Raw genomic sequence first — 24,406 nt, 5'->3', positions numbered from 1 at the left:
GGCCGGGTCGATGTACCCGATCCTGATCCGGCTGGCCGACCGCGGGCAACTGGAGACCACGTCGCCGGGGCGCGCGCCCGCCGCTGTCCGGGGAGCGGGCGGAACGCTGATCGATTTCGGACAAGATTTGTTGCCGCCATGACAATGATGTGATCCCGATGTCACGCTGTGTCCACACCCGCACACGGACGGCGCCATCCCGCACTGCGAGCTCCGCCCCGCCCGGCCCACCCCGCCAGCGGGTCCGCACGGCCACCGTCAGCCGACCGCCGCAGGAGGAGAACTCCTTGTCCCACTTACGCACCCTGCCCCGTCACGCCAGGGCGACCGCCGTCGCCCTGACCGCCGCCGCCGCACTGCTCGGCGCGGCCCTTCCCTCAGGCCCGGCGCTCGCCACAGGCCAGGGACGGGGCAGCACGACGATCGTCGCATCCCCCCACACCGGCGCGTTCCCCGCGCGCCTGTCCCCGTCCGCCCGCGCCACGCTGATCCGCGAGGCCGGCTCCGCGGCGCCCGCGACCGCCAAGGCGCTGCGCCTCGGGCAGCAGGAAAGACTCGTCGTCAAGGACGTCGCCAAGGACGCCGACGGCACCGTGCACACGCGGTACGAACGCACCTACGCCGGACTCCCCGTGCTCGGCGGCGACCTCGTCGTCCACCGCGACGGCAACCGGCTGACCCAGGACCGCGCCACCGACACGACGCTGTCCGTGCCCGGCATACGGCCCGCGGTCCCGGCGGCCACCGCCGGGAAGAAGGCCCTCGCCGCCGCGCCACGGACCGGAAAGCCCCGCGCGGCCGGGGAGCCGCGGCTCGTCGTCTGGGCCGCGACCGGCAGGCCGGCACTGGCCTGGGAGACCGTCGTCACCGCCACCCAGGCCGACGGCACCCCCAGCGAACTGCACGTCGTCACCGACGCCCGCACGGGCAAGGAGCTCTCCCGCTCCGAAGGCGTCAAGACCGGCACCGGCACCGGCGCCTTCGTCGGCACCGTCCCCCTCGGCACCACCGAGGCCGGCGGTGCCTACGAGCTCCGCGACGGCACCCGGGGCGGCCACTACACCACCGACCTGAACAACACGACTTCCTCCGGCACCGGCACCCTCTTCACCGACGCCGACGACGTCTGGGGCGATGGCACCGTCGCCAACCGCCAGTCCGCGGGCGTGGACGCCCACTTCGGCGCCGGCGCCACCTGGGACTACTACCAGGACACCTTCGGCCGCAACGGCATCTACAACGACGGCGACGGGCGCTACAGCCGCAGCCACTACGGCAGCAACTACGTCAACGCCTACTGGAGTGACACCTGCCGCTGCATGACCTACGGCGACGGCTCGGAAAACACCCACCCCCTCACCGCCATCGACGTGGCCGGGCACGAGATGAGCCACGGCGTCACCAGCGCCACCGCCGACCTCAACTACAGCGGTGAGTCCGGCGGCCTGAACGAGGCCACCTCCGACATCTTCGGCACCATGGTCGAGTTCCACGCGGACCTCGCCGCCGACACCCCCGACTACCTCATCGGCGAAGAGATCGACATCAACGGCGACGGCACCCCGCTGCGCTACATGGACAAGCCCTCCAAGGACGGCGACTCGCGCGACTACTGGTCGTCCTCGCTCGGCGGCGTCGACGTCCACTACTCGTCGGGCCCGGCCAACCACTTCTTCTACCTGCTCGCCGAGGGCAGCGGCCCGAAGACCGTCAACGGCGTGGCCTACGACAGCCCCACCTACGACGGCGTCCCGGTCCCCGGCATCGGAGCCGCCAACGCCGCCGCGATCTGGTACCGGGCACTGACCACGTACATGACCTCGACCACCGACTACGCCGGAGCCCGCACCGCGACCCTCCAGGCCGCGGCCGACCTCTTCGGCGCCTACAGCCCGACGTACATCACCGTCGCCAACACCTGGGCGGCCGTCAACGTCGGCCGCCGCATCGTCGACGGCATCGACCTGATCCCGCCCGGCGACCAGATCAGCGGCGTCGGCCAGACGGTCTCCCTGCAGGTCGAGGCGACCACCAGCAACGCCGGCGCCACCCTGGAGTACGAGGCCACCGGGCTGCCCGACGGCGTGGGCATCGACCGGGACACCGGCCTGATCTCCGGCACCCCGGACTCCACCGGCACCCACGAGGTCACGGTCACCGTCACCGACAGCACCGGCGACACCGCCTCCACCGAGTTCACCTGGACGGTCGCCTACGTCTACGGCAACAGCACCCGCGTCGACATCCCCGACGCCGGGGCCGCCGTCGAGTCGCCGATCACCGTGACGGGCCGCGGCGGCCACGCCTCCGCCGTCACCCAGGTCCACGTGAAGATCGTCCACACCTGGCGCGGCGACCTCGTCGTCGACCTGGTCGGGCCCAGCGGCCGCACCTACCCGCTGCTCAACCAGACCGGCGGGTCCGCCGACAACGTCGACCAGACCTTCACGGTCGACGCCTCCGCCGAGACGATCGACGGCACCTGGAAGCTCCGCGTCCGCGACGCCGTCGCGCTCGACACCGGCTACATCGAGAACTGGACCATCACCCCGTAGCGGACCACACTCCGCTCCGCCGGCGGGCCGGGCCACCCCCCTCCCGGCCCGCCGGCGCCCCACGTCCCCGATAACCCGTTGCCGCGGGCGGACACGACGGGTGATCATCGCGGGATGATCACGACCCCGCCCGACGGCCGCGCCGGAATCGACGCGTCACTGGTCAAGCGCCTGCTCGCGGCGCAGTTCCCGCAATGGGGCCACCTGCCCGTCACCCCGGTGGAGGCCGACGGCTGGGACAACCGCACCTACCGCCTCGGGCACGCCATGACGGTCCGTCTGCCCACCGCCGAAGGCTACGTCCCCGCGGTGGCCAAGGAGAACGAGTGGCTGCCCCGGCTCGCGCCCTCGCTCCCCGTCGCCGTCCCGTCCGTCCTCGGCATGGGCGCCCCGGGCGAGGGCTACCCCTTCCCCTGGTCCGTACGCGGCTGGCTGCCCGGCGAGACCGCCGCGCCCGAACGCATCGCCGACCTCACCCGGTTCGCCGTGGACCTCGGCGAGTTCCTCCTCGCGCTCCAGGGCTGCGACCCCACCGGCGGCCCGTCCGCCGGCCCGCACAGCTGGTACCGGGGCGCGTCGCCCGCCCACTACGACCAGGAAACCCGCCGCTGCCTGGCTCTCCTCGACGGCCACGTCGACACCGCCCGGGCCCGCGCCGTCTGGGACGCCGCCCTCGCCGCCGAGTGGCACGGCCGACCCGTCTGGTTCCACGGCGACATCGCCTCCGGCAACCTCCTCGTCCGCGGCGGCGAACTCGCCGCCGTCATCGACTTCGGCACCTCCGGCGTCGGCGACCCCGCCTGCGACCTGGTCATCGCCTGGACCATGTTCTCCGGCTCCGGTCGCGAGGCGTTCCGCCGCACGGTCCGCCAGGACCCCGCCACCTGGGCCCGCGCCCGCGGCTGGGCCCTGTGGAAGTCACTGCTCGTGCTCGCCGACACCCTCACCACCGACCCGGCCCGCGCCGAGGTCAACCGGCACGTCATCACCGAAGTCCTCGACGACCACGACCACTTCGCGCGGGCGGCCGTGGCGGGGTGAGGGGCCGGATCAGGCATCCGCGGCGGCGCCCGGCCACCGGAGGACCAGGCGGGTGAAGACCTTGTCGATCACGTGTCCCGCCGGGAGTTCGTGGTCCGGGGTGCCCGCGGGGTGGACGGACAGGGCCGGATACCCCGTGCCGCGGACGTGCCGGTCCCAGGCGCGCAGGCACACGACCAGGCGCTCGGCCGACAGGGGCCCGGCCGCGCCGTAGGCGTGGACGACGAGTTCCAGGCGCCGCCCCCGGGCCTCCGGCCCGCCCGGGACCTCGGCGTGGGTGAGATGGGCGAGGGAGCCATCCGCCACCACGGCGGCGGCGTCCCCGCTCCTGGGAAGGGCCACGCGCCCTGGACCCCGTGAACCGCCCCGCACCAGGCGGCAGAAGCCGGGCAACGTGGTGGCCGCGAACAGCTCAAGCGTCTCCAGGGACTCCTCGGCCGCGACGGTGACGCCGGTCCTCAACTCATGACGCCCGCCGCGCAGCGTCTCCCCGACGCCGGCCGTGTCCGGCACGGTGCCGTCCCCGAAGCGCAGCTGCAGCCCGGCGCCGGCAAGGTCGACCACCGGAAGGGTCCGTGCCGCGGCCCCGCGGTCGCGGACGAATCCGCAGTACGTCCATCCGCGGGAGCGCAGCACCTCACCCTCCTTCTGGAGGGCGATGGCGCGGGTGTAGCCGTGGATCTCCAGAGGCAGGACGAGGTACCGCCCGTCGGCGAGCTGACGGACCCACTCGGGGGAGACGTCCCAGGTCCGGTAGGTGATCACACTCGCGTCGAAACCGCCCCGCGGGACGTGACCCGGCGCCCCGTGCCCGCCGTCGCCGAGTACGACGGTGACGCGGCCGCTCCCTGCCTCCGCGGTGAGGCGCCTGGTGCGACGGACCACGTACGGGTCGACGTCGACCGTGACGACCCTTCCTGCCGGACCGACGACGTGGGCGATGAGTTCCGCGTTGTACCCCCCGGATCCGGCCTCGAACACCGTCATGCCCGGCTCCAGACGCATCTTCTCGAGCATGTCGGCCTGCAGCCACGGCGCGGAGACGGAGCTGACGGACTCCCCGCTCGCCGTGCGCCGGGTGACGACGGCGAGATCGTGGTCGTACGCGGTGGCCGGCGGGCTCTCGGGGACGTACCTGTGCCGCGGCACGGACCGGAGGGCCTCCTGGACCGCGGGCGAGGGGGCCCAGCCCCCACGGACCACGTCGTCGGCCATGCGCTCGCGCAACCGCGCCGCCGGTGCCGGTTCGCCCTCGACCGGGGGTTGCCGGCCGGCCGTCTCATAGGTCGTCGTGGACGGCTGGTCCGGCACGACGCCGGGCCATACGGTGGCGAGGGCCTGTGCGGACGGCGCGAAGACAGGCCCGAGCGCGGCGAGGGCGTGCAGCTCGTGCCACTCCCACCGCAGGAAGCGGTCCGGCTCGCGCACGGTGGGTTCGCCGGACCAGGAGACGGCCCGAACGACGGCGGAGAGGCGGCGGACGCCGCCGCGGTCGTCGTGGAGGATCGCCACCAGATGGACGTCCTGCGTCCCGCAGGACAGGCCGGTCTCCTCGGCCAGTTCCCGTACCGCGGTCTCCGGGAAGGTCTCGCCCGGTTCGACGCGGCCGCCGGGCAGTTCCCACATGCCCTCGGCGGAACGCCCCAGGAGCACGCGGCCGCAGCCGTCCGTGACGACCACGCACGCACCGGCGACCGCTGCCGCGTCCGGTTCGCCCGCCTTCTCCACCGCCGTGAACACCGGGCGCGGATCGCGCAGCACGAGCACGGCGAGCCCCTCGGCGTCGAAGCGGTCCACCGAGGCCCACCCCTCGACGAGGACGCCGATCTCGTCCTCGTCCAGGGCGATGCTCCTCCGCTCCTCCGGGGTGTTCGCGGCCAGGGGCGTGATCACCACGAGGGCACCCCCGGTGCGGAGGCGGGCGGCGAGACGGCGCAGTACGCGGGAACGATCACGGAGGAACGCGACCACCAGGCGCAGCGTGATGAGGTCGTAGCCGGCTTCGTCCAGCTCGGCGGGGACCTCGCGCTCGACGTCGCCGCACAACCACCGCACGCCGTCCGAGGCGTACGCACGCTGTGCGGCCCGCTCCAGGGCGCTCTCTGTGAAGTCGACGCCGTCCACCGCGTACCCGAGCCCCGCCAGGTGCAGGGTCAGCTCCCCGGTGCCGCAGCCCACGTCCAGCGCGCGCGACCCGCTCACGGCCGGAACGTGCTCGGCGAGCAGGTCGCGTTCCGTTGCGGTGAGCCCACGGAAATCCCGCCCCGCGGTGTAGTGCTCGTCCCATGCTGTCCGGCTCGTGTAGGCCAACGGAACACTCCTGTCGCGTGGGTGACGGGCGGGCCGGGCAATGGCCGTTCCACCGGGTCCAACGAACAGGAGGGGCCCGACGACCGGGCCGCTTTCAGCCGTCATGGGGGCGTTGTCACGTCGGGGGCACGGCGTTCGTGCCGTACACCGACCCTTGGCGCACCGGCACTCCGCGCGAGGCGGTGATGGCCGAAACGCCGGCCGGCTCAGCCCGCGCGTTCCACCGCGCTGCGCTCCACGCAGAACTCGTTGCCCTCCGGGTCGGCGAGCACCACCCAGCCCGTGCCGTCGGGGCGGCGCCGGTCGTCGACCTGCGTCGCGCCGAGCAGGAGGAGGCGCTCGACCTCCTCGTCCCGGGTGCGGTCCTGCGGCTGGACGTCCAGGTGCACGCGGTTCTTGACGGTCTTGGGGTCAGGAACGGTCACGAAGAGGATGCCGGGGCCGCCGTCGACCTCGATCAGCGCCTCCTCGTCACCGGGCTTGTCGTCCTCGTGGAGCGGACGGTCCAGGACGAGGGACCAGAAGCTCGCCAGACGGTGGGCGTCGGCGCAGTCGATCGTGATGTGGCGCATTGCGGAGGTCATGGGGCGGATTCTGGTCCACGGCGCCGGACCGGGGCAACGTGGTTGTGTCAGGGGCGGCCGATAGCGTTCACGCGTTCCCCCACCGGATCCCGTGAGCCCGGAAGCAGGCAGCGACAGCCGTGAGCGACGACGTCCTGTCGGTCATACCGACCGACCCCCGATGGCAGCCCGACCGTGACGCGGCAGAGCGTGTCGCCGCCCTCGTCGCCTCGCTGGAACCCGGGGATCCCGACGGTGCGGACATCGAGATCGAGGTCAGTCGGTACGACACCATCACGCCGGTCGAGTGCGGCGGCAATCTGGTCGCCATCGGCTGCCCGTTGTGCGGTGGCCCCGTCGACACCGCCTGGTGGTCGGCCGTGTTGGACGCGCACCGGGACGAGGGCTTCGTGACGCTGTCGGTCGACGTCCCGTGCTGCGGGGGTGCCACGGTGCTGGACGAACTGCACTACGACTGGCCGTGCGGGTTCGCGCGCTTCGAGATCGCCGTGTGGAACCCCCGCCGTGACTGGTTCGGCGACGACGAACTGGCCGCCGTCGGTGAAGCGCTCGGCCACCCCGTCCGGCAGATCAGGGCTCACATCTGAACGGGCCGGGCACCGGCCCGTCAGTCCGCGCGCCCTGTCGCGGCCACCGTCACGCCGAGGCCGATCATCGCCAGCCCGCCGGCGCCGCCGATCGCGGACAGGCGGCGGTCGGAGCGGCCCAGCCAGACGCGGGCGGCGGAGGCGGTCAGGCCCCACAGGGTGTCGCTGACGAGGCCGATGCCGATGGGGACGAGGCCGAGGAGCAGCATCTGCGCGGGCAGCGACCCGGCGGAGTGGTCCACGAACTGGGGGAGAACGGCGGCGAAGAAGACGATGCCCTTGGGGTTGGTGACCCCGACCGCGAGGCCGTCCGCGACGGTCCGCAGGTCGCCGCGGACGGGCCGCTCCGGGCCGCCGCCCATCGCGCCGACCGTGAGCTCCCGGCGGTGCCGGAACGCCTTCACGCCGAGGAAGACGAGGTAGGCGGCCCCGGCCAGTTTCACCACCAGGTAGAGCGTCAGGGACCGCTCGATCAGCGAGCCCAGGCCGAACGCCACGGCCACCACCAGAAGGTACGAGCCGATGAAGTTGCCCAGCACCGACGCGAGAGCGGTGCGGCGACCGTGCGCCAGGGCGCGGCCGATGACGAAGAGCACGCTGGGCCCGGGGATGACGATGACGAGCAGGGACATCGCCGCGAACGCGAGCAGCCGGTCGGTGGACACCATGGTCCTTCCCTCACCTCCGCGGCCATTGAACCAGGTGCCCGGGGGCCCCGCCGGTCGTGCGCCGGCCGGCAGGGAACCCCGGGGACGGGACCGGGACCCGTCAGTCCCGGCCCACCACGGCCTGGGCGTACGGGACCAGCCGCACCGGCCCGACGAGCCCGGTGCGCTGCGAGGCGGCACCGCCGTATACGGACGGGTCGCTGACGCGCAGCCGGTTGAGCAGCGGCGTGGCCACCTCGACCTCGATCGTGTTGCTGCCGCGGCGGAGCAGCCCACCGAGGTCCACCACGGGGTTGATGTGGCTGGTGACCGGTGCCGGCCGCCCGTTGACGCTGACCCGGAAGGTGTCGGTGACCTCGCCGAGGTCGAGCAGGGCGCCGAGGCCGCCGCTCCAGGACCGGTCGAGTTCGACGGTGGCGCGGTAGCGGCCGATGCCGGCGGCGTCCGTGAGCTCCGGGATGGCGTTCCACGGCGCCAGGGCGTCGAGGGCGATCCGGTGCCGGACGACGGTCGTGCGGTCAGGGTCCGCGCCGGGACGCCAGTCCTCCGCGTCCAGGGTCCAGGAGGTGAGCTCCCGGGGCGCGGGCACCTCCCCGACCACGGTGCCGACCGAACCCCCGCGCGACAGCGCCGTGGTGTAGGTGCCGGCCGCGCGGGCGCGCAGGACGAGCCGGCCGTCGTCGAAACGCACGTCGTCCGCGTCCGTGGTGACGGCGTGGGTACGGCCGGGCTTGCCGTGGAACCGGCCCGGCGGTGCGAAGGCCACGACCATCGACTCGGCCGGCTGCAGCGCCACCCGGAAGGTGAACAGGTCGCCGTCCTGCGCGTACAGGGCCAGCGGCCGGGCCTCGCCCGTCCACGGGTCCAGCAGGTACGGCACCGCGCCCGAGCGGGTGCGGCGGACCGTGACGGCGTGGTCGATCGCGGCGACGGGGGGCTTCACGGTCTCGGCGTGCTTGCCGTTGACGAGGTAGAACCAGTCGACGCCCTCGTCGAAGCGGTGCATCGTGAGCAGCGTCGAGGGCACGGCGTAGCTCACGTCGGGCACCAGACCGAGGTCCGTGAGGGCCTGGCCCACCGCCGTCTTGTCGGTGACCTGCCGGACCCGCGGCTGTGCCAGCAACTCGACGACGAGAGCGCGGAGTTGCGTCAGGATCGAGTCGTCCTCCACGCCGGGCGTCGTGACCGTCGTCCAGTCGCCGAGCAGGACGACCGGCAGCCCGGCCCGTGTCAGGCGCAGCAGGTGGCGCGCGTCCGCGAGGGTGAGGGTGACCGCGGAGCCGGAGAAGAAGTCGCCCTCGACGAACAGCGCCCGGTAGGCGGGGCCGTCGGGGGCCAGCCGGCCGTCGCGGACCTTCGCCGACGGCAGGTCCAGCAGGGGCCCGCTGAGGAACTGGTGGGTCCAGCCGAGCGGCACGCCCGTCGAGGTGAACCAGGACGCACCGATCCCCGTCGCGGTGTAGCCGGTCTGCCGGAAGACGGCGACGTCGATCCGGGAGGTGCCGCGCTGCATGGCGTGGTGCACCCGGGACAGGTACCCGGACACGTCGGTGACGTGCCGCCAGGTCGGGTGCCGCGGGCCCCAGGACTCGCCGTAGCCGACGGTGCCGTTGTAGGGGGTGAAGGCCGCGTAGCCGGGCCACTTCACCCCGGGCAGCGTGGCGTACGAGAAGCCGTGCACGACGGTCTGGTTGACGCCGGCCGCGTACGCGCCGCCCATGGTGCGCAGGAACTTCTCCCACGTGGTGCTGTACGCGGAGCCGGTGTAGGCGCCGGCCTCGCAGGACAGCACCGTGTGGCCCGCCATGTCCCGGCCGCCGGCCAGGCAGCGGTAGTCGTCGAGGTTCTTGAAGCCCAGCGACTCTCCCTCGGGGATGTCCAGCAGCGCGGCGGACCGGATGGCGTCGGTCTGCAGGCCGTACGGCTGCGCGCGCATCCCCAGGCCCAGCGAGTGCGCCCAGTCGCGCAGCGCCGTGAGGTGGTGGGTGTTGTACAGGTCGCTGACGGTGTCCCAGAAGTCGTGCCGTATCTGGCGGGTCGCGACGGCGTCGTAGGCGTAGACCTGGTTGCCGCCGCTCATCGCGATGACGGGCAGGACGGGCAGCAGCGGGTAGCCGTTGCGCTTCTCGAAGGCGGCGGGCAGCCCGGGGGTCCAGGGCAGCGCCTTGGTCTCGATCTCCAGGGAGTCCTCGAACAGGACGCCGCCGGCGCTCTTGAGGAGGCCCCTGATCTCCTTGGTGAGCAGGTTCCGTTCCCAGAAGCCGGTGACGGCGGCGGTGCCGGCCGCGCTGAAGTGGTCCACGACGTACGCGGTGGGCGAGGTGTGCGGACCGCCCTCGGGGGTCTGCCCGGTGCCGCGCTGCCAGAAGGCGGTGAGCACCCAGTCGCCCCCGCCGGGCGCGGTCCAGTCCACAGCGCCGTCGGCGACGTGCGCGGTGAGGTCCTGGACGCTCGCGCGGTCCAGGCCGGTCTCCTTGCGGGTGGCGTTCTCGGGGGCGATCCGGGTGGCCAGCAGGCCGAGCAGCCGCTGACGGGTGACCCCGGACGCGGGGGCCGCGGCGGGGGCCGGCACAGGGCCCGAGTAGGCCGTCCCGGCGGCCACGGTGACGACGCCGAGGGCGAGTTCCTGCACCGCGGCGTCGCTGTCGGGGGTGATCCCGGGGACGGCCGCGGGCCAGCTGGGGCCGATGGTGAGGTCGATGGTGACGCCCCGTCGGCGGGCCTGGTCCAAGGCCGCATGGACGCCGGCGACCCAGGCGGGGCTGCCCCAGCCGTGGTGCTCGGTGTCCAGGACGGAGGTGTCCTTCACGCTGTGGTGGACGGCGGCGATCTCGGCGCCGCCGAACCCGGCGTCGGCGATCTGGTCGACCTCGCGTCTGATCTCGTCGGGGTCCACCAGCCCGTCCGGCCACCACCAGCGGAACTTCGGCCGCACCGCGCTCCCCGGCTCGGCGAACGCGCCCGCCGCGCCGCCCGCGTCCGCGGTCCCGGTCCCGGTCCGCGCCTCGGCGGCGGCAGCGGGCAGTGCGGGGGCCACCGCCGCCGCGGTTCCCGCGACGGCGGTGGCGATGAGGAGGCTGCGACGGGAAACCCCGCCGGCCTCGGGGCGGTTGCTGTCGTCGTGCATGGTTCCGTAGCTCCCCGGAGTGAGAGGTGGAGGTGCCTTTCATCCCGGAGTGATCAGTGCCGAGATGCACCGCGCTGCTGATCGAATCGTACATTGAACCGTTTCAATCTTCGCGGAGGCTACAGCGAGGTCCCGGTTGGGGGCAAGATCCCGGCGGGCGCGAACCTCGACGGGTGTGATGGGGGAGGCCTGCACGGCCGTCAGGAGCGGGCGTGTCGACGGCCTGCGCCGGACCTCCGCGGCGGGTGCGGGGCATGAGATGAGAACGTTTCAGGCGGGGATCGCGCGGCACGCGGTCGCGATGGGTTCCGAGGTCGCCGGGAGGGTGCGGCGCAATCCGCCGTGCGGGCGGACTCGATGAAATCCGGCACGCCCGGCGTCCCCTTCCCGCATTTCCACCGTATAGCGCACGGGGGGCCTTGCCGCAAGGCCCCCATAGGGGGCGAAAATCGCTCCTCACGCGCCGGGGAATGGCGCAGGACGGGAGCGAGATGCGTTTTCTGTTGTCCACGATCGGGACACGCGGCGAAGTCCAGCCGCTGGTCGCGCTGGCGGTCGAATTGAAGGCCATGGGGCATGAGGCGGTGGTGTGCGCGCCTCCCGATTTCCGTGAGTGGGCCGGGTCCCTGGGAATCACGTACGTGCCCGTCGGACCCGCACTGCGCGGTACCGCGAAGCAGAGTGCCGGAACCATTCCGACCCCGGAGCAACGGCGCCTGATGATCGAGGGCACGGTCGCCGCGCAGTTCGAGGCCGTGGGCGCGGCCGCCGAGGGCTGCGACGCAGTCGTGGCGGGCGGGGCCCTGGCCGTCGCCGCCCGCTCGGTGGCCGAACAGCGGGGCATCGGCTACGTGTACGCGGCGTTCGCCCCCATCACCTTGCCCTCCGAGCGGCACGCACCGCCCGTCTTCGGCATGCTCGGGCAGCGACCCGCGGCCGGGAACGCCGAACACCGCGCACTCTGGGCCGAGGACGCCGCACGCTGGAACGCCCTGTGGGCCGGCCCCCTCAACGCCCGCCGCGCCGCCGCCGGACTGCCGCCGGCCGAGGACGTGCGCGCCCACATCTTCACCGCCTCCCCGTGGCTCGCAGCGGACCCGGTGCTGGCCCCCTGGCCCCAGCCGTCCGCATCACTCGACGTGCTCCAGACGGGCGCCTGGCTGCTCCCGGACGACCGGCCGCTGTCCCCCGAGGTGGAGGCGTTCCTGGACTCCGGGGAGCCACCCGTCTACTGCGGCTTCGGCAGCGTGCGCGCACCGGACGGCGTCGCCGGCACGGTGATCGGCACCGCCCGCGCGCTCGGACGACGCGTCGTCGTGTCCCGGGGCTGGGCCGATCTTGCGCCCGCGGACGACGGTCCCGACTGCCTGACGATCGGCGAGGTGAACCAGCGGGCGCTCTTCCCGCGCGTCGCCGCGGTGCTGCACCACGGCGGCGCCGGCACGACCACCGCGGCGACGGCCGCGGGGACACCGCAGGTCGTCCTCCCGCAGATGTTCGACCAGTTCTACTTCGCCGGCCGCGTCGCCCGGCTCGGCATCGGCAGCGCCCATCCCGCCGGCGCCCCCGCAGCGGACCGGCTGCGCACGGCGCTCCGCGCCGCCCTCGCCCCGGAGGTGGCCGACCGGGCCCGGTCCGTCGCCGGCACCGTCCGCACCGACGGCGCGCGGACCGCCGCGCGGCGCCTGGCCGAGGGGGTCTGACGCACCGGTCGCCCAGCCCGCCCCGCCCGCTCCTCGACGCCTACTGGTCGACGGTGAAGATCACGGCACGGCCCGCCCGTGCCGCCGCCCGGTAGAAGTCCTTCAGCCCGGGCAGGAACGCCTCGGTGTAGGCCAGGTCCTCCGCGTCGCCGGTGCCCTGGTAGGCCTCGAAGGTGAGCGTGGCGAAGCGCTCGCGCACCCATACGGCGTCCAGCGGCTCCAGGGCCGCCGCGACCTCGGGAACCTGGTCCGCGGTGACGTGGCAGACGATGTAGTCGTCCTCTTCGTGGAGCGGTTCCCCGCCGAGGATGACGTGCGACAGGGGGAACTCGCCGTTGTCGAAGCTCAGGTCACCGTCCGTGAAGCACCGGTGCAACGCGTCCCAGGACGAGTCGAGTTCGCACAGGTGGTCGCTGTCCCAGCGCTCCTCGATCTCCTCGACGACCGCGGCCAGCGCGTCGTCGTCCTCGCAGGCCAGAATGCGTGCGGAGTCGGTTTCGTCCAAGGCGAAGAGAACGGCGCGGGTCCCCATCGTGCCCTCCCGGCGGCTGCGCGGATGCGGTGCGGTGCGATCCAACCACACGGCCGTCCGGGCTCCGCTACGTTCGGGCCATGGGGATCACCAAGTACACCCACGCCTGCGTGCGCATCGAGCACGAGGGGCGCGTGCTCGTCGTCGACCCCGGGACGTGGAGCGAGCCGGCCGCGCTGACCGGGGCGGACGCCGTACTCGTGACGCACGAGCACATCGACCACGTCGACGTCCTGCGCCTGGCCGGGCTCGGCGTACCGGTCCACGTTCCCGCCGACGCGGACGTCCCTCGGCTGGAGGCGATCCGCGTCACCCCCGGTTCGGAGTTCACCGCCGCGGGTTTCCGCGTGCGCGCGGTCGGCGGCCGTCACGCGCCCGTCCACGCGGGCCGGCCCGCCTGCGCCAACCTCGGTTACGTCATCGACGACGCCGTCTACCACCCCGGTGACGCCCTGCACGTGCCCGGGCAGCCGATCGAGACCCTCATGGTTCCGCTCCAGGCCTCCTGGCTGAAGACGACCGAGGCGATCGACTTCGTCAACGCGGTCGCACCGCGCCGGGCCTTCGGGATCCACGACGGCCAGATCAACGAGCGGGGACTCGGCAGCGTCAACGGCTGGCTCGCGGAACAGACCGACCACGGGTACCGGTACCTGCGGCCCGGTGAATCCCTCCGAACGTGAAGGTGCCTCCCCCGGAGACGGCGACGGCGACACCGGCAGACCGGCGGCCGGCCGGCGCTTCGGCGCCCACCGCTGACGTCCACGCACAGATGGCCCGCGGGTGAACGCCGTTCGTCGGGAAGCGGTACCACGGGGGCCGGCGGCACTACGATCGCGCGATGGCTGACGACACCTTCCTCGCGCACGGCCCCCGGGTGGCCATCCGGCGGATCACCGCACGGGACCACGAAGAGATCGGCGCGCTCTCCCGGGAGAGCGCCGCACTGCACGCGCCCTGGGTGCCCGCGTGGGAGCACACCCCCGAGTCCTTCCGCGCCTGGGTCGGGCGCTTCGACCACCCGACGCACGAGGGATTCGTGATCTGCCTCCCCGGGACCGGCGCCATCGTCGGCGGGGTCAACATCAACAACATCGTCAGGGGCACCATTCAGAGTGGTGCCCTCGGCTACGTCGCGTACGCGTCGACCGCGGGTCGCGGCTACATGACGGAGGGGCTCCGGCTCGTGATGGCCTACGCCTTCGGTGACCTCGGCCTGCACCGGCTGGAGGCCAACATCCAGCCCGCGAACGTGGCGTCGATCAGGCTGGTGGAGCGGCTGGGCTTCGAGCGCGAGGGGTACTCCCCGCGCTTCCAGTACCTGGACGGCGCCTGGCGGGGCCACGAACGGTGGGCCGTGACGGCCGAGATGGCGATGGGCGAACCCCGCGAGGCGGACTGAGGCACGCACGCCGCCGGGCGCCGAGGACGGTCGCGCCGCGGTGTTAGCGTCCCGGCCATGGACGACAGCGTTTACGTGGGCAATGCCGGTGAGGACGCGCCGCTCGACAAGGGGTGGCTGCTGGGGCACTTCAAGGAGGCGGGCGACCCCCGGCACAGTGACGCCGTGGAGATCAAGTGGGGCGTCCATCCGGCGGGGGACGAGCGCGGGGAGTGGGTGCGCGGGGAGGAGCGGACGGCGCTGCAGGTCCTCGTCAGCGGGCGGTTCCGGGTCGACTTCCCCGGGCGGTCCGTGGTGCTGGCGCGTCAGGGGGACTACGTCGTCTGGGGCAAGGGCGTGGACCACTCGTGGGTGGCGGAGGAGGACTCGACGGTGCTGACCGTCCGCTGGCCGTCCGTGCCGGGCTACGCCGTCCCGGCCGCCGAGGAGGAGTAGCCGCCCCGCCCCGCCCCGCCCCGGGCCGCAGCCCGCGGGGAGCTGGCTCGAAATTTTCGGCGGCACCGTCGAGTTGAGCCGCCGGATGCCGATGGCGGCCTCGGCGGCCCCGCACTGATCAGGGAAAAGGTCCGCAGATCCGCATCATCCGGACGGTGTGGCCTGTCCGCCACCGTGGCTGGAACTATTCGCTCGGCATCGTCACTTCACTGTTGCCGCACCGTAAATCCGCACGTGGTCGGCTCGCCGTGGGACCGCTCCCACGGTGAGCGGCTGACCGACTTTCGGACAATGATCTCCGCAGTGATGACAGTGGACGACCATGCTGAAACGATCCCCCACGTCGCGCGAGCATCACTCGCACGTCATCTCGCGGAGGCATCAAGGGCCTCCAATGTTCCCGTCCCCGACGGCCGTTCACGCGGCCGGGCACAAGGAGCTCCACGAGTGACGAACCATCCCGCTGTCACGGGCGCCAGTTCACCGCCGAATCCCTCTCCCACCCGCCGTGCGCGCGGAGCACGCGGCCGCGTCGCGGCGACCGCCGCCGTGACCCTGGCCGCACTGCTGACCCCCCTCCTCCCGGCCACCGGCGCAGCCGCCGTGTCCGAGGGCGACGGGACGGCACCGCGCAAGATCGTCGCGGAGTCCCGGCCCGGGGCGCGCTCCGTCGCCCTTTCCGCCGCGCAGCGCAAGCAGCTGCTCAAGGCCGCGTCCGACGGGCGTACCGCCACCGCCCGCGCCCTCCAGCTGGGCGACAAGGAAGCGCTGATACCCAAGGACGTCATCAAGGACGCCGACGGTACGGTGCACACCCGTTACGAGCGCACCTACGCCGGGCTCCCGGTCGTCGGCGGCGATCTGGTGGTCCACGAGCGGGCGGGCGGACGCACCGTCAGCAAGGCGTCGGCGGCCCGGGTCACGGTGCCGACGACGAAGGCCGCCGTCAGCGCCGCGAAGGCGAAGAAGTCCGCCCTCTCCGCCGCCAAGAGCGAGCGGACCCAGGACCCCGCCGCGGACGGCGCCCCCCGCCTGGTCGTCTTCCTCGGCGACGGCAAGCCCACCCTCGCCTGGCAGTCCTCCGTCACCGGCACCCAGAAGGACGGGACCCCGAGCCGGCTGAACGTCGTCACCGACGCCGCGACCGGCAAGGAGCTCCAGAGCGTCGAGGAGATCCGCTCGGGCACCGGCAACAGCCAGTACAGCGGCCAGGTGCAGATCGGCACCGTGAACAACGGCGGCGTCTACGAGCTGACCGACCCGGAGCGCGGCGGGCACAAGACGTACGACCTGACCGGCGTGGGCGGCATCGGCAACCTGGTCACCGACGACGACGACGTCTGGGGCGACGGCACGCTCTCCGACCGCCAGACCGCCGCCGTGGACGCCGCCTACGGCCAGCGCGAGACCTGGGACTTCTACAAGGGCCGCTTCGGCCGCAACGGCATCGCCGACAACGGTGTCGGGGCGTTCTCCCGCGTCCACTACGGCGACTCGTACGCCAACGCCTTCTGGGACGACGGCTGCTTCTGCATGACGTACGGCGACGGCCGCGGCAACGAGCACCCGCTCACCGAACTCGACATCGCCGCCCATGAGATGACGCACGGCGTCACCTTCGCCACCGCCAACCTCACCTACACCGGGGAGTCCGGCGGCCTCAACGAGGCGACCAGCGACATCATGGCCACGGCCGTGGAGTTCGCCGCCGACAACCCCGCCGACGTCCCCGACTACATGATGGGCGAACTCGCCGACGTCCGCGGCACCGGCAAGCCGCTGCGCTACATGGACCAGCCGTCCAAGGACGCCGATCCCGTCAAGGGCACGTCGCTGGACTACTGGACGCCGCAGCTGAAGAAGGAGGACGTCCACCACAGCTCCGGCCCGGCGAACCACTTCTTCTACCTCCTCTCCGAGGGCAGCGGGAAGAAGACCATCAACGGCGTCGCCTACGACAGCCCCACCTTCGACGGCCTGCCGGTCGCCGGCATCGGCCGGGACAACGCGACCGACATCTGGTACCGGGCGCTGACCACCTACATGACCAGCAGCACCGACTACGCCGGGGCCCGCACCGCCACCCTCCAGGCGGCCGCCGACCTGTTCGGGCAGGGCAGCGACACCTACGAGGCCGTCGGCAACGCCTGGGCGGCGGTCAACGTCGGCGCCCGCTACGTCAACCACATCGCCCTCGTGACCCCCTCCACCCGCCCCGTGGCCGTCGGTCAGCCGATGACCCGTCAGATCGAGGCGGTGGGCTCCAGCCCCGGGCGGCTGGTCTACTCCGCGCACAAGCTGCCCAAGGGCCTGTCCATCAACGCGCGCACCGGCCTGATCAGCGGCACGCCGAAGAAGGCCGGCACCTACAAGACGGCCATCACCGTCGAGAACACCGCGCAGCACAAGGCCAAGCGCACGGTGCGAATCGACTGGCCCGTCCTGGCCTCCGGCGGGCGCTTCTTCGTCAACCCCGCCCGCTACGACATCCCCAACTGGAAGACGATCGAGTCGCCGCTGATCGTGACCGGCCGCAAGGGCCAGGCGTCCAGCGACCTCAAGGTGACGATCGACCTCGTCCACCCGTGGGTCGGCGGCCAGATCGTCACCCTGGTCGCCGAGAACGGTACGGAGATCCCGGTGAAGCCGTGGTACTGGGACACCGGCGAGGGCGAGGTGCACGCCACGTACACCGTGGACGCCTCGGCGGTCCCCGCCAACGGCACCTGGAAGCTGCGGGTCACGGACAACACCCCCGGCATCTTCACCGTCGACCCCGGCTACCTCGACCGCTGGAGCCTGACCTTCTGACCACCGTGCGCAGCCGGTGCCGCTCCGGCACCGGCTGCGCCGTCATGGTCGGGCGCCGGACCGTGCCCCGGCACGTAAGGGCGCACCCGATACGTCTGTGGTGCGTCGCCCACGACCCTGCGGAAGTACGGACGCACGGCGACTCCGTTGCTGAACCGGCCCGGGCCGGGAGCTCGCCAGGACGGCCCCGTCCGTCCTGGCACCGCAGGACCTCGGACCGGTCGCGCCTCGGGGCGTGCCTACCTGGAACGGGTGCCGCTGGTGCCCTCCACGGCGGGTGCCGCGGAGCGCCTGGGCGGCACCACCCGGGTCCGGCGACGGTGTCCCCACCGACCACGTCAGCCGCGGCAACGCCTCGCTCGACCGGGTCCGCGCCGTCGACGGGCGCTTCGGGCGGGACGACGCCGCGGTGCTGTTCGCCGGGGTCGCGCGCACGGCCCTGGGTCGACGGCTGCCTCACGCTCACCGCCGCCCAGGCCGCCCAGGCCGCGTGGACACAGCCTGAGAAGGACCCGCCCGGCGGACCCGCCCGGGACTCCGCACGAAGGCCTGCGGCCGGGGACGCCCCGGTATGGACGCGCAGCGTCGATAATCGACGTATGAGTCAGCGGAACGCTTCGAACACCACGCTGGGTGACTTCCTGCGGGCGTGCCGTTCCCGGGTGAACCCCGGAGACGTGGGCCTGCCGGACGACGGGCGGCACCGCCGGGTGCCGGGACTCCGGCGGGAGGAGCTGGCGCAGCTGGCCAACGTGAGCGTGGACTACGTGGTGCGCCTGGAGCAGGGCCGTACGGTGCACGTCTCGACGGCGGTGCTGGAGTCGCTCGCGCGGGCGCTGCGCCTGCGGCCCGACGAGCGCGACTACCTGCTGCGGGTCGCCGCGGCCGGCGCAGAACCGTCCGCCTCCGCGCCTCCGCGCATCCGGCCGCAGACGCAGACCCTGCTCGACGGGCTGCAGGAGTACCCGGCCCTGCTGCTGAGCCACCGGCTGGACGTCCTGGGCTGGAACCCGCTGGGCGCGGCGCTGATCGCCGACTTCGCCGCCGTTCCGGAACCGCAACGCAACCTGGTGCGCATGGCGTTCCTGGACCCGGCCTTCCGCGAGCTCTACGCGGACTGGCGGACCGTCGCCCGCGAGTGCGTCGCCTACCTCCGCATGGGCGCGGCGCGCGACCCGCAGGATCCGCGGCTGAAGGCGCTGGTGCAGGAACTCGCCGACGCCGACGCCGACTTCCGCCGCTGGTGGTCGGACCACCGGGTGCGGACCCGGGCCGCGGGGCAGAAGACCTTCCGGCACCCGGTGGCCGGCACGATGACGCTGGACTTCCAGAGCCTCGTCGTGGGCGACGACCCGGACCAGACCGTCTTCGTCTACACCGCGCAGCCCGGCACACCCGCCCACGAGGCGCTGCGGTTCCTGGCCACCTGGTCGGCGAGCCCCGCCGCCGTGCGCCCGTGACCGGAACTGGCTGGTACTGCCGGTCCCAGGAAGCCGTCGCCTACGGTTGATCCTTCTCTGGCCCGCCCTTCGCCGCGGGCACACGCTGGGACACGTCGACAGAACGACCCCCAGTGATCATGAGGAGCACACCACCATGACGACGTGGTTCATCACCGGCGCATCCCGCGGGTTCGGCCTGGAAATCGCCCGGCAGGCTCTCGAGCGGGGCGACAACGTCGTGGCCACCGCCCGTACCCCCCGTGCCGTGGAGGAGGCCCTCGCGGCCCACGCGGACCGGCTGCTGGCCGTACCGCTCGACGTGAACGACGAGGAGCAGGCCCGGGCCGCCGTGCAGGCGGCGGTCGAGCGCTTCGGCACCATCGACGTCCTCGTCAACAACGCGGGCAGGGGCCTGCTCGGCGCGGTGGAGGAGACCAGCGACGCCGAGGCGCGCGCGGTGTTCGACACCAACGTCTTCGGACTGCTGACCGTGACCCGTGCCGTCCTGCCCGTCATGCGGGCCCGGCGTTCCGGACGGATCGTCAACCTCAGCTCCGTCGGCGGCTTCGTCGGCTGGGCGGGCTGGGGCCTGTACTGCGCGACCAAGTTCTCCGTCGAGGCCGTGACCGAGGCCCTGCGGCTGGAGCTCGCGCCGCTCGGCATCCAGGCGACCGCCATCGAGCCCGGCCCGTTCCGGACGGACTTCCTGGACTCCTCCTCGCTGCACCGCACCGAGCGGGTCATCGAGGACTACCAGGACAGCGCGGGAGGCATGCGCGCCTGGGCCGACGACAGCAACCACGCCCAGGACGGCGACCCGGTGAAGGCGGCGGCCGCCATCATCACCGTCGCCCGGGCGGAGGAGATGCCGGCCCGGATCCCGCTGGGCAAGGCCAGCCTCGGCGACGTGGAGGACAAGCTCGCCGCAGTGGCCCGTGAGATCGGGACGTGGCGGGACCTCGCCCTGTCCACCGACTTCACCTCGTGAGCCGGGCCGGCTCCGCGGCGCCGTGAAGGCCCCGGGTCCCCCGCCGTGACGGCGGGGGACCCGGGGCCCGGGCTGTGCCGGCCGGTCTCAGCGCAGCGCCTCGGGGCCGCCGTTGAGCGCGGTGAGCAGTGCCAGGGGCGTGGCCGCGGCCCAGGCCTGTGGCGAGCAGGAGTGCGGATACGGCACGGGGACCGGGTGCTCGTCCCGTCCGTACCCGGCCATCACCTCCGGCAGCCGCCAGTCGTGCGCGGCGGCCGCCTGGACCAGCCCGTGGGCGATCTCCGAGGCCTCCTCCGCCAGACCGCTGCGCGCCAGCCCCAGCACGACGACCGCGTTGTCGTGCGGCCAGATGCTGCCGCGGTGGTACGACAGCGGGTGGTAGGGGGCCTGGCCCGACGCCAGGGTGCGCACCCCCCAGCCGGAGAAGAAGTCGGGCTGCAGCAGGCGCCGTCCCACCGTCCGGGCGTCGGCCGGGTCGAGGATGCCGGACCACAGCAGGTGCCCGGCGTCCGAGGCGAGGGCGTCGACCTGCCGGTCCTCGCCGTCCAGGGCGAGGGCGGGGAAGTCCGGGCCGCTCATCCAGAAGTCCCGGCGGAACCGTTCCCGCAGGTCCGCCGCGGCCTTCTCGAGCCGTGCCGCCTCCTCGGCGTCGCCCCACACGGTCCGGGCCAGGCGCGCGGTGCGGACCAGGGCGTCGTAGGCGTAGCCCTGGACCTCGGCGACGGCGAGCGCGCCCTCGGGCCGGCGGCCGTCGGCGAAGCAGATGGCTCCTTCGGAGTCCTTCCAGTTCTGGTGCGCGAGCCCTCCGCGCGCGGCGTCGGAGGTGTAGCGGAGGTAGCCGCTCCCGCCCAGCCCGCCGTCGCGGAACATCCACTCCACCGCGGCACGGGCGTGCGGCTCCAGGCGCCGTGCGAGCCGCGGATCGCCGGTCGCCGCGCTGTGGGCCTCCAGCAGCACCAGGAACAGCGGCGTGGCGTCGGCACTGCCGTAGTAGCGGCCGTACGGCACCTGCCGGAAGTGGGCGAGTTCACCGTGCCGGACCTCGTGCACGATCCGGCCCGGCTGCTCGAGGCGGGCCGCGTCGTACCGGGTGCCCTGGGTGGCCGCCAGCGCGAGGAGGGTGTCGGCGGCCAGTTCCGGCCGGTACGGCAGCGCGAACAGCGAGGTCAGCAGCGAATCGCGGCCGAAGAGGGTGAGGAACCAGGGGATGCCGGCCGCGGGCACCAGCAGCGGCTCGCCGGCCGGGCCCGTCGCCGGTACGCGGAGCCGGGCCAGGTCGGCCAGGCCCGCCGCGCAGGCCCGGGCGAGCTCGTCCCAGTTGGTGAGCGAACGCGGCCGCGGCCGCGCCTGGACGAAGCCGTCCTCCTCGGCGGCATGCCGGTTGCGGACCGCCAGCGGGTCCGGGGGAGCGGCCGGTTCCGCGGCGCCGTGGGGCACCGCCCGGACGCTCAGGGCGAGCTCGGCCGCACCGTGTCCGGGCAGGGACAGCCGCCAGGTGAGCAGGCGCGCGGTGCCCTCCGGCGCCAGCGGGCGGACCTCCGCGGGGGCGGGGGAGGCGGTGACGGTGGTCCGCGCGTCCCAGTCCTCGCCGCGCCGGTAGCGGAAGGTGACGCCGTCCGGCCGGTCCTCGACGGTGCGCCGCCCGTCGGCCTTGTCGTAGTGCCGGTGGTCGCCCCGCAGCTCGAACTGGTCGGCGAAGTCCGCGTCCACCTCCAGCGCGATCTCCACCGTCGCCGGCTCCGCGCGGTTGCTGACCACGCGGACGCGCTCGGTGAGCGCACCCGCCACGACGGCCTGGCGGCGGAAGAGCGCGTACGCGGGCGGTTCGTCGCGGCCGCCCTCAGGGGTGAGCACGAAGCCGTCGTCGGAGGAGGTCAGCAGGGACGGCGCGACGCCGTCCGCGGTGAGCCGCCAGCGGCTCAGGTGCCGGGCGTCGCGGAGGAAGAGGCCGTCCGGGGTGTCGCCACGGCGTCCGGTGATGTCGCCGGAGCGGCTGGTGGAGGCGAAGGTGCCGCGGTGGACCAGCAGACGTTCGACGGTCATCGGGCGGGCTCTCCTTGCGGTGTCCGGTGCAGCAGGTCCAGGGCCAGCGCCGCGGTCCAGCTGAAGCGGCGGATGCCGCGGCCCTGGCCGCTGTGCGGTTCGACGTACTCGGCGAAGCCGGTGCGGCGGGCGTCGTCGAGCGCCTGGTCGCGCAGGGCGCCCGCCGCCTCGGTCGCGCCGTGCTGCCGCAGGCCGCGGTGGACCAGCCAGGCGGTGTTGAACCAACTGGGGCCCCGCCAGTAGCGGTTGCCGTCGTACTCGGGGGCGGTGAGGTCGTAGCTCGGCACCAGGTGCACACGGCCGAGCCGGAAGCGCTCGCCGTGCGCCGTCGCGATCAGCGACCGTACGACGGTGTCGGGGAGGCCCGGCACGATCAGCGGTACGAGTCCCGCGACGCTGTGGCCGCCGGCGGCCCCGCCGGTCGTCAGGTCACGGGCGAGGAAGATGCCCGCGGTGGGGTCCCACAGCCGGTCGACCAGCGCGGCCGTGGCCTCGGCCGCCTTCCGGCGGTGCGGTCCGGGGTCCGCGCCGGCGGCCGCGGCGATCTCGGCGAGGGCGTGCTCGGAGGCGATGAACAGGGCGTTGAAGCAGGGGTCCTCGAGGGCGAAGGCGTGCGGGGTGCGCGCGTCGTCGTAGCCGTGGTCGCGGTAGTCGGCGGCGAGCCGGACGTAGCGGCCGTAGTCGAGGTCGGTGGGGCGGTCGGCGGGCGCGCTGTGGTCGAGGTCCGCCCTGCGGAAGGACTCCGGCGGGGCCGGTTCGACCCGGGCGAGCGCCGCGTCCCAGACCGGGCTGTTGTCCAGGCCGGGCTCCCAGGGGTGCACCACGGCCGCCAGCCCGCCGCCGCCCAGGTCGCGCGAGGCGGCGAGGTAGCGGTGCCAGGCGGCGAGCCGGGGGTACATCCGGCGCAGGAAACCGCGGCGCCGGGACTCGGCCGGGTCCGCGAGGTGGACCTGCCAGGCGGCGAGGGCGTGCACCGGGGGCTGGACGATGCCGGAGGTCTCGATGTCCGCCGGCGCGCCCGAGGCGGCACCCGCGCCCGAGCTGCGCCAGAAGTCGGGGCTCGGGAAGTACGCGTCCAGGGGCACCGAGGGGTTGAAGACGATGTGCGGGACACGGCCGTCGCGCCACTGCGCCCCCAGCAGGGTCTCCAGTTCGCGCTGGGCCCTGCGCGGGGCGAGCCGGGCCAGCCCGATGGCGATGAAGGCGGAGTCCCAGCTCCACTGGTGCGGGTAGAGGGTGCGCGAGGGGACGGTCGCCGCGCCCGTCCAGTTGGACAGCAGGACGCGGGCGGCGGCCCGGCGGAGCGCGGTGTCCTGGTCCCCTTCGCGGTCTGGGGAGCGCAGGGCCGGTTCGAGGACGGCCGTCATCCGGCGGCCCGGTGCAGGAACGCGGGGACGGAGCGCACGGCGTCGACGGGGTCACCGGTCAGACGGCACTCCGCGGCCAGGTAGCCGTCGTACCCGGCGGCGTCCAGCGCCCCGAGCCAGGCCGGCCAGTCCAGGTGGCCGGCGCCGGGCTGGAAGCGGTTGGAGTCGCTGACCTGGGCGTGGCCGATCAGCGGTGCCACGGCCAGGATCGCCGCAGCAGGATCGGTCTCCTCGATGTTCATGTGGTAGCTGTCGATCCCGATGCGCACCGAGTCCAGACCCACGGTGCGGATCAGGTCGGCGGCCTGCTCCAGCCGGTTGACCATGTGGTCCTCGTAGCGGTTGAGGGGCTCCAGGAAGAGCGTGACACCCTCGGCACGGGCGTGCTCGCCCAGTTCCGTCAGACCCTTCAGGAGCACCTCGCGGTCCTCCTCCTCGCTGCGCGGCGGTTCGAAGGGCGGCAACCTGCGGGAGAACATGCCGTACGAGGCGGGGGTCTGGGCGCCGCGGCCGCCGAGTTCGGCGATGACGCTGAGCTGCGACTTCATCTGGGCGACGGCGTCACGGCGCAGGTCGGGGTCGAAGGCGCCGAAGAAGTGCAGCATGTCGACGCAGACGGTCGGCATGACGACCCCGTCGGCCTGGGCCCTGCGCAATTCGGGGAGCCGGTCGCGGAAGTGGAGGTCGCCCTTGCCGCGCAGTTCGATGGCGTCGTAGCCGGCTTCCTGGGCGAACTCCCACTTCTGCTGGAGGGTGTCACCGGGCAGCAGCTGTTCCTGGCAAGCGGTCTTGAACATGATCGAAGGGCCTC

18 protein-coding genes are annotated in these 24,406 nt (G+C 73.4%); 10 read left to right on the top strand and 8 right to left on the bottom strand.

The window, feature by feature from the left end:
* Positions 1 to 287 precede the first annotated feature (287 nt).
* Positions 288 to 2,555, top strand: a complete 2,268-nt coding sequence (locus ABZ312_RS08045; RefSeq protein WP_500436834.1) for a M4 family metallopeptidase — start codon at positions 288 to 290, stop codon at positions 2,553 to 2,555.
* 114 nt (positions 2,556 to 2,669) lie between these two features.
* Complete coding sequence (locus ABZ312_RS08040; protein ID WP_500436832.1) at positions 2,670 to 3,596, top strand: aminoglycoside phosphotransferase family protein; 927 nt, start codon at positions 2,670 to 2,672, stop codon at positions 3,594 to 3,596.
* 9 nt (positions 3,597 to 3,605) lie between these two features.
* Here the strand turns inward: ABZ312_RS08040 and fxlM are convergent, their stop codons facing one another.
* Both fxlM and ABZ312_RS08030 read right to left on the bottom strand, forming a co-directional pair.
* Positions 3,606 to 5,906 carry a methyltransferase, FxLD system gene (fxlM, locus tag ABZ312_RS08035; RefSeq protein ID WP_500436830.1) on the bottom strand — a complete coding sequence of 767 codons (2,301 nt, stop codon included), beginning with the start codon at positions 5,904 to 5,906 and terminating at the stop codon, positions 3,606 to 3,608.
* Between the two features lie 206 nt (positions 5,907 to 6,112).
* Positions 6,113 to 6,490: a VOC family protein gene (locus ABZ312_RS08030; protein WP_500324596.1), complete on the bottom strand. Its 378-nt coding sequence runs from the start codon at positions 6,488 to 6,490 to the stop codon at positions 6,113 to 6,115.
* Between the two features lie 119 nt (positions 6,491 to 6,609).
* Here ABZ312_RS08030 and ABZ312_RS08025 point away from each other — a divergent pair, with 119 nt between their 5' ends.
* Positions 6,610 to 7,077 (top strand): hypothetical protein, encoded by a 468-nt coding sequence (locus ABZ312_RS08025; protein ID WP_500324597.1) that lies wholly within the window; start codon positions 6,610 to 6,612, stop codon positions 7,075 to 7,077.
* Positions 7,078 to 7,097: 20 nt separating this feature from the next.
* Here the strand turns inward: ABZ312_RS08025 and ABZ312_RS08020 are convergent, their stop codons facing one another.
* Both ABZ312_RS08020 and ABZ312_RS08015 read right to left on the bottom strand, forming a co-directional pair.
* A complete protein-coding gene (locus ABZ312_RS08020; protein ID WP_500324599.1) occupies positions 7,098 to 7,745 on the bottom strand; it encodes a LysE family translocator in 648 nt (215 codons plus the stop codon).
* Positions 7,746 to 7,845: 100 nt separating this feature from the next.
* Positions 7,846 to 10,872, bottom strand: a complete 3,027-nt coding sequence (locus tag ABZ312_RS08015) for a glycosyl hydrolase (protein ID WP_500436828.1) — start codon at positions 10,870 to 10,872, stop codon at positions 7,846 to 7,848.
* A 491-nt stretch (positions 10,873 to 11,363) separates the two neighbouring features.
* Here ABZ312_RS08015 and ABZ312_RS08010 point away from each other — a divergent pair, with 491 nt between their 5' ends.
* Positions 11,364 to 12,575 carry a glycosyltransferase gene (locus ABZ312_RS08010; RefSeq protein ID WP_500436826.1) on the top strand — a complete coding sequence of 404 codons (1,212 nt, stop codon included), beginning with the start codon at positions 11,364 to 11,366 and terminating at the stop codon, positions 12,573 to 12,575.
* Positions 12,576 to 12,615: 40 nt separating this feature from the next.
* Here the strand turns inward: ABZ312_RS08010 and ABZ312_RS08005 are convergent, their stop codons facing one another.
* Positions 12,616 to 13,107, bottom strand: coding sequence for a DUF1877 family protein (locus tag ABZ312_RS08005; protein ID WP_500436824.1), 492 nt, complete (start codon positions 13,105 to 13,107; stop codon positions 12,616 to 12,618).
* A gap of 80 nt (positions 13,108 to 13,187) precedes the next feature.
* Between ABZ312_RS08005 and ABZ312_RS08000 the strand changes: the two genes are divergently transcribed.
* The 6 genes from ABZ312_RS08000 (at position 13,188) to ABZ312_RS07975 (ending at position 20,185) form a co-directional block, all read left to right on the top strand.
* A complete protein-coding gene (locus tag ABZ312_RS08000; RefSeq protein WP_500436822.1) occupies positions 13,188 to 13,790 on the top strand; it encodes an MBL fold metallo-hydrolase in 603 nt (200 codons plus the stop codon).
* Positions 13,791 to 13,948: 158 nt separating this feature from the next.
* Positions 13,949 to 14,509 carry a GNAT family N-acetyltransferase gene (locus ABZ312_RS07995; RefSeq protein WP_500324608.1) on the top strand — a complete coding sequence of 187 codons (561 nt, stop codon included), beginning with the start codon at positions 13,949 to 13,951 and terminating at the stop codon, positions 14,507 to 14,509.
* Positions 14,510 to 14,566: 57 nt separating this feature from the next.
* Entirely contained in the window at positions 14,567 to 14,944 is a 378-nt protein-coding gene (locus ABZ312_RS07990) for a cupin domain-containing protein (protein WP_499515817.1), read from the top strand.
* A gap of 549 nt (positions 14,945 to 15,493) precedes the next feature.
* Positions 15,494 to 17,755, top strand: coding sequence for a M4 family metallopeptidase (locus ABZ312_RS07985; protein ID WP_500436820.1), 2,262 nt, complete (start codon positions 15,494 to 15,496; stop codon positions 17,753 to 17,755).
* Positions 17,756 to 18,354: 599 nt separating this feature from the next.
* A complete protein-coding gene (locus ABZ312_RS07980) occupies positions 18,355 to 19,215 on the top strand; it encodes a helix-turn-helix transcriptional regulator (protein WP_500436818.1) in 861 nt (286 codons plus the stop codon).
* Between the two features lie 136 nt (positions 19,216 to 19,351).
* Entirely contained in the window at positions 19,352 to 20,185 is an 834-nt protein-coding gene (locus ABZ312_RS07975; RefSeq protein WP_500436817.1) for an oxidoreductase, read from the top strand.
* 87 nt (positions 20,186 to 20,272) lie between these two features.
* Here the strand turns inward: ABZ312_RS07975 and ABZ312_RS07970 are convergent, their stop codons facing one another.
* From ABZ312_RS07970 to ABZ312_RS07960, 3 genes are read right to left on the bottom strand one after another with little or no spacing between them, the layout of a single operon-like run.
* Positions 20,273 to 22,228 (bottom strand): amylo-alpha-1,6-glucosidase, encoded by a 1,956-nt coding sequence (locus ABZ312_RS07970; protein ID WP_500324616.1) that lies wholly within the window; start codon positions 22,226 to 22,228, stop codon positions 20,273 to 20,275.
* A complete protein-coding gene (locus tag ABZ312_RS07965; RefSeq protein WP_500324618.1) occupies positions 22,225 to 23,595 on the bottom strand; it encodes an MGH1-like glycoside hydrolase domain-containing protein in 1,371 nt (456 codons plus the stop codon). Before ABZ312_RS07965 ends, ABZ312_RS07970 begins: the two co-directional genes overlap by 4 nt.
* On the bottom strand, positions 23,592 to 24,392 hold the full coding sequence (locus ABZ312_RS07960; protein ID WP_500324620.1) for a sugar phosphate isomerase/epimerase family protein: 801 nt from the start codon (positions 24,390 to 24,392) through the stop codon (positions 23,592 to 23,594). The genes ABZ312_RS07965 and ABZ312_RS07960 overlap by 4 nt, the downstream gene beginning before the upstream one ends.
* Positions 24,393 to 24,406: the final 14 nt, after the last annotated feature.

This window comes from Streptomyces sp. NPDC006207, from assembly GCF_040613835.1.
Classification (GTDB): Bacteria; Actinomycetota; Actinomycetes; order Streptomycetales; family Streptomycetaceae; genus Actinacidiphila.
Note: the sequence above shows the minus strand (reverse complement) of the source record. Positions and strands in the feature narration are given on the sequence as shown.